The 9,794-nt window shown below is 71.3% G+C and carries 7 protein-coding genes; 4 read left to right on the top strand and 3 right to left on the bottom strand.

From position 1 onward, the window contains the following. Window positions 1-103: 103 nt before the first annotated feature. The 4 genes from ACFY9S_RS10740 to ACFY9S_RS10755 are packed head-to-tail and all read left to right on the top strand — an operon-like array spanning window position 104 to window position 6,628. Window positions 104-1,390, top strand: a complete 1,287-nt coding sequence (locus ACFY9S_RS10740; protein WP_391125462.1) for a glycosyltransferase — start codon at window positions 104-106, stop codon at window positions 1,388-1,390. Beyond that, window positions 1,387-3,036, top strand: a complete 1,650-nt coding sequence (locus tag ACFY9S_RS10745; RefSeq protein WP_391125465.1) for a phospholipid carrier-dependent glycosyltransferase — start codon at window positions 1,387-1,389, stop codon at window positions 3,034-3,036. The genes ACFY9S_RS10740 and ACFY9S_RS10745 overlap by 4 nt, the downstream gene beginning before the upstream one ends. Next, window positions 3,033-4,226: a glycosyltransferase gene (locus tag ACFY9S_RS10750; RefSeq protein ID WP_391125468.1), complete on the top strand. Its 1,194-nt coding sequence runs from the start codon at window positions 3,033-3,035 to the stop codon at window positions 4,224-4,226. Before ACFY9S_RS10745 ends, ACFY9S_RS10750 begins: the two co-directional genes overlap by 4 nt. Continuing rightward, the gene (locus tag ACFY9S_RS10755) at window positions 4,223-6,628 is read left to right on the top strand and encodes a galactose oxidase-like domain-containing protein (RefSeq protein WP_391125471.1); all 2,406 of its coding nucleotides are present in this window, start codon (window positions 4,223-4,225) and stop codon (window positions 6,626-6,628) included. The genes ACFY9S_RS10750 and ACFY9S_RS10755 overlap by 4 nt, the downstream gene beginning before the upstream one ends. A 33-nt stretch (window positions 6,629-6,661) precedes the next feature. Here the strand turns inward: ACFY9S_RS10755 and ACFY9S_RS10760 are convergent, their stop codons facing one another. From ACFY9S_RS10760 to ACFY9S_RS10770, 3 genes are read right to left on the bottom strand one after another with little or no spacing between them, the layout of a single operon-like run. Continuing rightward, a complete protein-coding gene (locus ACFY9S_RS10760; RefSeq protein ID WP_391125473.1) occupies window positions 6,662-7,393 on the bottom strand; it encodes a Mut7-C RNAse domain-containing protein in 732 nt (243 codons plus the stop codon). Between the two features lie 33 nt (window positions 7,394-7,426). Then, window positions 7,427-8,062, bottom strand: a complete 636-nt coding sequence (locus tag ACFY9S_RS10765) for a TetR family transcriptional regulator (protein WP_391125476.1) — start codon at window positions 8,060-8,062, stop codon at window positions 7,427-7,429. Next, entirely contained in the window at window positions 8,059-9,609 is a 1,551-nt protein-coding gene (locus tag ACFY9S_RS10770) for a DHA2 family efflux MFS transporter permease subunit (RefSeq protein WP_391125479.1), read from the bottom strand. The genes ACFY9S_RS10765 and ACFY9S_RS10770 overlap by 4 nt, the downstream gene beginning before the upstream one ends. Window positions 9,610-9,794 lie beyond the last annotated feature (185 nt).

Raw genomic sequence — 9,794 nt, forward strand, 5'->3', positions numbered from 1 at the left:
CAGGCTTCACAGTTCCCCCCTAATCTCTGCACAGTGACGTGACGGGAGGGGCCGCACCGGCACACCGTCACGACCGGGGGCTCTGGGATCTGGGGGGATCTGTTTGCTGACGTCTGTCTTCATCGCTGCCGTTTCACTGGCCCTGTTCTGGATGGCGGCGTTCACACTGTGGTGGCAGATGCATGCCTGGCGCACGCCGGAAGTGCTCGCCTCCACCCGGTTCAGCAGTCCGGACGGGGACGAGCACGTCTCCTTCTCGCTGCTGCTGCCCGCGCGGCACGAACAGGCGGTGCTGGACCACACGGTCCAGCGGCTGCTGGAGTCGGGCCACACCGACTTCGAGATCATCGTGATCGTCGGGCACGACGACCCGGAGACCACCGCGGTGGCCGAGCGGGCCGCCGCGCGTGACCCACGGGTCCGGGTCGTCGTCGACCGCCACGAGAAGAAGAACAAGCCGAAGGCCATGAACACGGCGCTGCCGCACTGCCGCGGCGACGTCGTCGGCGTGTTCGACGCGGAGGACCAGGTCCACCCCGAGCTCCTCGCGCACGTCGACCACGCCTTCCGCACCACCGGCGCGGACGTCGTGCAGGGCGGGGTACAGCTGATCAACTTCCACTCCAGCTGGTACAGCCTGCGCAACTGTCTGGAGTACTTCTTCTGGTTCCGCTCGCGGCTCCACCTGCACGCGCAGAAAGGTTTCATTCCGCTTGGCGGCAACACCGTCTTCGTCCGCACGGACGTCCTCCGGGAAGCCGACGGCTGGGACCCGGACTGCCTCGCCGAGGACTGCGACCTCGGAGTACGCCTGTCCAGCGTCGGCAAGAAGGTCGTCGTCGCCTACGACTCCGACATGGTGACCCGGGAGGAGACCCCCGGCTCGCTGATGTCCCTGCTGAAGCAGCGCACCCGCTGGAACCAGGGGTTCCTGCAGGTGTACCGGAAGAAGGACTGGAAGCAACTGCCCACCCTCGGGCAGCGGTTGCTCGCCCGCTACACCCTGATGACGCCGTTCATGCAGGCCTTCACCGGCGTCATCATCCCGCTGAACGTCGCGATCGCGCTGTTCCTCGACGTGCCCGTCGGCATCGCCTTCATCACCTTCCTGCCGGCTGTCACCGCGCTGGTCACGTTCGTCTTCGAGATCGTCGGACTGCACGACTTCGGCAGGCAGTACGGGCTGCGCGTCCGCTTCGGGCACTACCTGAAGCTGATCGTGGGCGGCCCCTTCTACCAGGTCCTGCTCGCCGGGGCGGCCGTGCGGGCCGTGTGGCGTGAGCAGCGCGGGCGCAACGACTGGGAGCTGACGACCCATGTCGGAGCGCATCTCGACGCGGCCACGCCCCGTCAGGACGTTCCCGTGACCCGAGAGGACGTTCCCGCGTGACCTCCACCCTTCCCGCGGTGACCGCTTCGAAGGTCCCCGCGCAGCGCCGGCCTGCGCCCCGGACCGGCACGCACCGCAGACCCGAGCCGCCGAGCCGGCTGCGCTCCTCCCGGTCGGACCTGCTCCTGTGCGGTGTCCTCCTCGTGGCGATCCTCGTCGTGCAGGGCTGGAACATCGGCGACTACCCGGCCCTCAGCGACGACGAGGGCACCTATCTCGCCCAGGCCTGGTCGGTCCAGCAGGGCAACGGCCTGGCCCACTACACCTACTGGTACGACCATCCGCCGCTCGGCTGGATCCAGATCGCCGTGCTGACCTGGATCCCGGCGCTGATCAGCCCCGAGTCGATGACGGTGGGCACCATGCGCGCCGCGATGCTGCTGATCAGCGGCATCAGCGCGGTCCTCGTCTACGTGCTGGGCCGCCGCCTCGCCCTGCCCCGCTGGGCCGCAGCACTCGGCATGGTGTTCTTCGGCCTCTCACCGCTGTCGGTCGTCCTCCAGCGGGAGATCTTCCTCGACAACCTCGCGGTGATGTGGACGCTGCTGGCCTTCACCCTGGCCGCCTCCCCGAACCGCCACCTGTGGCACCACTTCGGCGCGGGCATCGCGGCCGCGACGGCCGTCCTCACCAAGGAGACGATGCTCGTCGTCCTGCCCGCCCTGTTCCTCACCATGTGGCGCCACAGCCACCGGGACACCCGCAAGTTCGCCATCACCGGAGCCGTCACGGCCTGCGCCCTGATCGGCTTCTCGTACCCGCTGTTCGCCCTGCTCAAGGGCGAGCTACTGCCCGGCGCCGGGCACGTCTCCCTCTGGGACGGCGTCAAGTACCAGATGACCAGACCCGGTTCGGGCTTCATCCTGGACCAGGGCTCCGGCTCCTGGGGCGTGCTCCAGTCGTGGCTCTACTACGACAAGGTCCTGCCCCTCGGCGGTCTCGCGGGCGCCCTGCTCCTGCTCCTCACCTGGCGCTGGTCGGTCACCGCCCGGGCCCTGGCCGGACCGGCCCTGGCCGTGGCGATCTTCGCCGCGCTGGCCCTGCGCCCGAACGGCTACCTGCCCGCGATGTACGTCATCCAGGCCCTGCCGTTCCTCGGGCTGGTCCTCGCCGGAGGTACCGCGTCCGTCGCCCACGCGGTGCTGAGCCGCTGGCGCTCCGAGGCGGAGAAACGCTACGTCAGTGTGGGCCGGTACGCGCTCGCCGCCGTGCTCGCCCTGGCCGCCGGCGCCTACGTCGTGCCCCGCTGGTACGACGGCGCGCACACGGCCGTCACCACCGACGCCAACGCCCCCTACAGGGCCGCCTCCAAGTGGCTGGCCACGGAGGTCGAGCACCCGGAGCGCACCCGGGTGCTGGTGGACGACGCCCTCTTCCTGGACCTGGTGCACCAGGGCTACCGGCCCGGGCTCGGCGTCATCTGGTTCTACAAGGCCGACCTCGACCCGGCGGTGACGAAGACGATGCCGCGCGGCTGGAAGGACCTCGACTACGTCGTCGCCTCGCCGACCGTGCGACGGGATGCGGCCGACCTGCCCAATGTCAAGGCCGCCATGGAGCACTCGGACCCGGTCGCCACCTTCGGCACCGGCGACGACCGCATCGAGATCCGCCAGATCCAGACCACCGCCGGAGGCGCGCGATGAGCCAGGAGTCCACCGCCCCCGGAGAGGTCGTCGAGACCGCCGAGGTCCCCGAACCGGGCGCCGTCACCATCGTCGTACCGACGTTCAACGAGTCGGCGAACGTACGGCAGTTGCTGCGCCAGATCACCGCGGCCGTCCCGGCCCGGCTGCCCTGTGAGGTCGTCTTCGTGGACGACTCCACCGACGACACGCCCGACGTCATCGAGAAGGCGGCGCGGGACTGCCCGTTCCCGGTGACCGTGCTGCACCGCCAGGAGCCGGTGGGCGGGCTCGGCGGCGCGGTCGTCGAGGGGATGAAGGCGGCCACCTCCGACTGGATCGTCGTCATGGACGGCGACTGCCAGCACCCGCCGGCCCTCGTGCCCGACCTGGTCGCCACCGGCGAGCGGGCCAACGCCGGGCTGGTCGTCGCCTCCCGGTACATCAAGGGCGGCAGCCGGGCCGGACTCGCGGGCAGCTACCGCGTGGCCGTCTCGCGCGGGGCCACCTGGCTGACCAAGGCGCTGTTCCCGCGCCGGCTGCACGGCATCAGCGACCCGATGAGCGGCTTCTTCGCGATCCGCCGCAGCGCGGTCACGGCCGAGGTCCTCCAGCCGCTCGGCTACAAGATCCTCCTCGAACTCGCCGTCCGCAGCCGCCCCCGCACGGTCTCCGAGGTGCCGTTCGTCTTCCAGGACCGGTTCGCCGGGGAGTCCAAGTCCACCGCGCAGGAAGGCTTCCGCTTCCTGCGCCACCTGGCCGGGCTGCGCGCCGCCTCGCCGGTCGCGCGCATGGTCGGCTTCGGCCTGATCGGGCTGACCGGCTTCGTGCCGAACCTGCTGGGCCTGTGGGCGCTGACCGGCGCCGGCCTGCACTACGTACCGGCGGAGATCCTCGCCAACCAGCTCGGCGTCGCCTGGAACTTCGTGCTCATCGAGCACCTGCTGTTCCGCGAGCGGCGCCGGCACCGGCGCTGGTGGGACCGGGCGGGACGGTTCGCACTGCTCGCCAACGCCGATCTGGTGCTGCGCATCCCGCTGATCGCCCTGTTCGTGCACCAGCTCGACCTGGGCGTGCTGTCGGCCACCGCGCTCGCGCTGGTGACGACGTTCGTCCTGCGCTTCGCGGCCACCGAAGCGCTGGTCTACCTGCCGCGCCGGACCGGTGAGAAGCCCGGGAGCGAAAGCCGCACCGCGAGGAGAGCCGCGTGAAACTTCGTCGCAGAACGACCGCACTCCTGTCCGTGGCGGGCCTCACCTCGAGCCTGCTCCTGACCGCACCCCAGTCCGCCTCCGCCGCCAACCTCATCAAGAACCCCGGGTTCGAGACCGCCGGCACCGGCGACATGCCGTACTGCTGGGAGAAGTCCGGCTGGGGCGACAACGACTTCTCCTTCACCACCACGGCCGACGCGCACACCGGTTCCAAGGCCATGAAGGTCGAGCTGACCCGGCGCGTGGAGGGCGACCGCAAGGCGCTGATCACCGAGTCCGCCGCGTGCGCGCCGGTGGTGACGCCGGGCAAGCAGTACGACCTCGGCCTCTGGTACAAGACGACGACCCCGGACGCCGCGATCACCCTGTTCCGGCACGACCCCACGGCCGGCTGGCAGTACTGGACCGACCTCAAGACGCTGGACCTGGCCGGCGACTGGACCGAGGCGACGGTCCGCACGCCCGAGGTCCCGGCCGGCACCGACCGCATCTCCTGGGGCGTCTCCGTCTACGGCACCGGCTCCGCCACCACCGACGACTACACCATGGACCAGGTCCCCGACCCGGTCCTGCCCCCGGAGTGCACCGGCACCGCCGAGCAGTGCGCGAACGGCGAGTGGGACGTGCTGCCCACGCAGAACCCGGTGCGCTCCATGCACTCCGTCGTCCTGCACAACGGCAAGGTGCTGCTGATCGCGGGCTCCGGCAACGACGAGTCGATGTTCGAGGCCGGCACCTTCACCTCGGCGGTGTACGACCCGGCGAACGGCTCCTACAAGGTCATCCCCACGCCGAAGGACATGTTCTGCGCCGGCCACGTCCAGCTCCAGGACGGCCGGGTGCTGGTGATGTCCGGCAACAAGGGCTACCCGACGGCGGACGGCCGCGTCGGCTACCAGGGCTACAAGGACAGCTACGTCTTCGACCCGGAGACCGAGACCTACTCCAAGACCAACGACATGAACGACGGCCACTGGTACCCGTCGGCGACGATCCTCGGCAACGGCGACGTCATCTCCTTCGGCGGCCTGCGCGAGGACTCCACCGGCTCGGTCACCGCCGAGCTGTTCTCCGAGGCCGAGCAGCAGTGGCAGCCGTTGTGGAAGGTCAACCAGACCTGGTCGTACTGGGGCCTGTACCCGTCGATGATCCTGATGCAGGACGGCCGCCTCTTCTACTCGGGCAGCCATGTCTTCGGCAACAACATCCCCGGCACCGGCTCGGCGATCTACGACTACGGCGCCAACACCACCACCCAGGTGCCGGGCCTGCGCGACAAGGACGAGCGCGACCAGTCGGCCAGCGTGCTGCTGCCCCCGGCGCAGGACCAGAAGGTCCTCACCCTCGGCGGCGGCAACATCGACTCCAACCCGGAGGCGAACCGCCTGACCGACATCATCGACCTCAAGCAGCCCAATCCGTCCTACGTGGCCGGGCCGCCGATCCCGCAGGGCACGGTCGACCTCGGCAACGGGCCCGTCCCGCAGACCGGGAACCAGGGCAAGATGTACGTCTCCGCGGTGCTCCTGCCCGACGGCAAGGTCCTGGAGACGGGCGGCGCGCTGCACAACCGCGCCAACCCGGTCTACGAGACGTCGATCTTCGACCCGGCGTCGGAGACCTTCGACCCGGTGGCCGTCGACCCCGAGGCACGCGGTTACCACTCCTCGGCGTTCCTGCTGCCCGACGGCCGCGTGATGACCACCGGCGACAACCCGGGCAACGGCACGTGGAACCACGACGTGTCGGTCTACAGCCCGCCCTACCTGTTCAAGGGTCCGCGCCCGCAGATCACCTCCGTCATCGACACCGAGTGGAACTACGGCGACACCCAGCGGATCACCGTCGACCGGCCCGTGGCCAAGGCCCAGCTGATCCGCCCGGCCGCCGTCACGCACTCCTCGGACCCGAACCAGCGGTTCGTGGACCTGCCGCTGTCCGTCGACGGCGACAACGTCGACCTGAACGTGACGAGCAACCCCAATCTGGCCCCGCCCGGCTGGTACATGCTCTTCGCGGTCGACGCGAACGGGGTGCCGTCGGTGGCCAAGTGGGTGCACCTCCAGGGCCCGCAGGCCCTCAAGGCGACGGACGCCTCGGCCCACGTCCACGACTTCGCGGACGCGCCCGAGGGCAAGGTCGTGAAGCCCGGCAAGAAGCGCACGTCGCAGAAGGTCGGCCCGACGGTCTCCGGCTGCGACCGCCACTACGGCTCGATCAACGTCTGCGTTCCGACGGACTTCCCGGCGGAGGTGAAGAGGACCGCGGCGGCACGCTGCGAGTGGCTCAAGGCGCACGACTACGGCCGCCTGAAGGTCAACGGCAAGGACGACCCGCTGGGCCTGGACCGCGACAGGGACGGCATCGCCTGCGGCAAGGGTGACGTGAAGCGGGGTTAGGGGTCCTTGAAAGGACCCCTGAGGCGGCTTCCCCTAGCCCCGGCTGCGGGACTCCGCCAGGGCGCGCGCCACGATGGCTTCCAGCTGCTCGTGGTGCGCGCCCTTCCAGTACGCCCGGCCGCACGCCGAGCACCGCGCGAACACGTCGTACGACCGGTGCGTGCCCTGCTGCAACTGGTCCGCGACCTCCTCCTTGGAAGCCTGGTGGAGCAGCCCGTTGCAGGCGGTGCACCGCGTCCAGGGAAGCAACTCGGGCGCGAACCGGTCCAGTACGTCCCGCAGCTGCTCCTCCGGGCGGGTGCTGTACACGAACGCCCCCGCCCACAGCTCGCGCCGCCGCAGCAGCCCCCGGTCGCGGCTCAGCATGACCCGCCGCTCCGCCGCCGAACGAGTGGCCAGCGCCGGGTCGCCGATGTCGGTCGACTCGTAGGCCGTGTCCACGCCGAGCAGCCGCAGCCGGCGGGCCAGCGTGCCGAGATGCACGTCGAGAAGGAAGCGCAGGGGAGCGCCCGGAACCCGCTGGGGGCGCGCGACGGTCCGTACGGTCACGGACTCCCCGGCCGCCGGGACGTGCGAGACGGGCACCTCGCGGCCGTCGACGAGCAGTGCGCCGACCTCGGTCAGCGGCACGCCCAGCGACTCGATGACATGGCCGAGCCCGGCGGCGCCGTCGGTGGCGGCCCGCACGGTGCCGTCCCGGCGGGCCCGGGGGACGAACACATGCAGCTCGGGGGCGAACTCGACGTGGATCTCGGGACCGTTCACCAGGTCAGGATGCCACGGCGACGGGCACCGGCCTCAGGGTTTCGCCCTCGGCAGGCCGAGCTCCAGGACGTCCAGGGCGCGGTCGACGAGGTCCCGGATGTCGTCCCGGTGGCCGGTTTCCGCCCAGTACTGGGAGACCTCCATCAGCCCGCCCATCACCGACATGGCGAAGACCCGTAGCTCCAGGCTGTCGGGATCGAGCCCGGAGCGTTCGGCGAGGGCCTCGCGGAGCAGCCGGCCGGTCACCGCCATGCTCTCCATCATGCGGGCGCGCACGGCCGGTACCTCGACCCCGAGCCGGGTCCGCAGCCGCATCACCTCGGGCTCCTCGGCGAGGCTCAGGTCGAGCGCCGTGCGCATCACGTGCCGCAGGACGTCCGCCCACGACTCGTCCTGCGGCCGGGCCCGCAACTCCGCCATGATCACCGGGTCCCACTCGTCGGTGACGACGATGTCCTCCTTGGCCGGGAAGTACCGGAAGACGGTCGACGGCGACACCTCGGCGCGGTCCGCGATCTGCTCGATCGTCGTGGCGTCGTAGCCCTGCTCCTCGATCAGCGCGTACGTCGCGGTGCGGATGGCCTGGCGGGTCTTGATCTTCTTCCGCTCCCGGAGTCCCAGCGGGGGCCGGTCGGCGGGGGTGGTGCGTGGGGCCGTCATGAAGGTCATTGTCGGGCATCGGCCTCGGGCCCGGCCATGGTCGGGGTGCCGTGCCCGACGTCCGGGGCGGTCCGGGTGCCGGGCAGGAACGTCCCGGCGAGCAGCGCGGCGAGCAGGGCCGCGACACCGCACACGAGCAGCACGACGCCCATGCCGTGGACGTAGGCACTGTTCGCGGAGGTTGCCAGGCCGGCCGCGCCGGTGTGCTCGGCGACGAGGTGCGCGGCCACCACAGACTCCTCGGCGGTGCCGGCGGCCCGGGCGGGCAGTCCGGTGACGTCGAGGCGGTCGCGGTAGACGCCCGCGAGCAGGCTGCCGAGCAGGGCGATGCCGATCGCGCCGCCGACCTGGCGCAGGGTCATCAGGAGCCCCGATCCGCTGCCTGCCCGGTCGGCGGGCAGCGCCGCCAGCGCCCCGTCGATCGCCGGGACCACCGCGAAGCCGAAGCCGAGACCGGTGACGGTCAGCCACAGCGCGGTGAAGCCGTAGCCGGAGTCGGGCGACGTACGGCTGCCGAGTAACGCGGCGAACGCCAGAACCACCAGACCGCAGGTGATCACCGCGCGGGGGCCGAACCGCGCGACGACCGGCTGGGCGCCGCGCGCCGCGACCATCAGGCCGCCCATCATCGGCAGCAGCCGCAGCCCGGTGCCGAGGGCGTCGTGGCCGAGGACGGTCTGGAGGTAGGGCGGCAGCAGGAACAGCAGGCCCGCCAGGACGAAGGTGACCAGAGTCGCCGTGAGGGCGTTCACGAGGAAGCCGCGGTGGCCGAGGAGTTCCATGTCGAGCATGGGCCGTGCCGCCCGCCGCTCGCGCAGCACCAGCCCGGCGAGCAGGACGGCGGCTCCGGTGAGGAGCCCGGCCACCAGGGGGTCGCCCCAGCCGCGGGTGGGCGCCTCGATGATGGCGCAGACCAGGGTGCCGAGACCGGTCGCCGTCAGGGCCGTGGCGATGATGTCGACCTTGGGGGAGGACGGGTCGCGCGTCTCGGGGAGCAGGAGCAGGCAGGCCGCGAGGCCGATGGCGACCATCGGGACGTTGATCAGGAAGACGGAGCCCCACCAGAAGTGGTCGAGCAGCCAGCCGCCCAGGACCGGGCCGAGCGGCATGCCCAGCGCGGAGGCGGCCGACATGACGCCGATCGCCTTGGAGCGCTCGTCCGGCCCGAACAGCGCGGGCAGCACGGACAGCGCGAGCGGCATGACCAGGGCGCCGCCGACGCCCATCACGGCCCGGGCGGCGACGACCCAGGTCACGTCGGGGGCCAGGGCCCCCATGACCGAGCCGGCCAGGAAGATCCCGAGTCCGGTGACCAGCATCAGCCGCCGCCCGAACCGGTCTCCGAGCAGCCCGGCCGGGAGCATCAGTGCGGCGAAGACGACGACGTACGCGTCCGCCATCCACTGTTGCTCACCGGTGCTCGCGCCGAGTTCCTCGGCCATGGTGGGCAGCGCGACGTTGAGGATCGTCATGTCGAAGCCGAGCGTGAGCATGCTCGCGACCAGGGCCGTCAGGGCCCACCAGCGGCGAGGATCGGGCGTAATGACAGTAGCCATGAAATTGAGAGTAGCTGTCAAAAGAGGGTAACTGTCAATATCTGGCGTCCCCCGGGCGGGGGGGGGGGGGGGGGGGGGGGGGGGGGGGGGGGGGGGGGGGGGGGGGGGGGGGGGGGGGGGGGGGGCGGGGGGCGCGGGGCGGGGGGGGGGGCGGGCGCGCGCGGGGCCCGCGCGGCGGCCCGGCG

It is taken from the genome of Streptomyces sp. NPDC012474 (assembly GCF_042955185.1).
GTDB classification, from domain to species: Bacteria; Actinomycetota; Actinomycetes; order Streptomycetales; family Streptomycetaceae; genus Streptomyces; species Streptomyces cahuitamycinicus.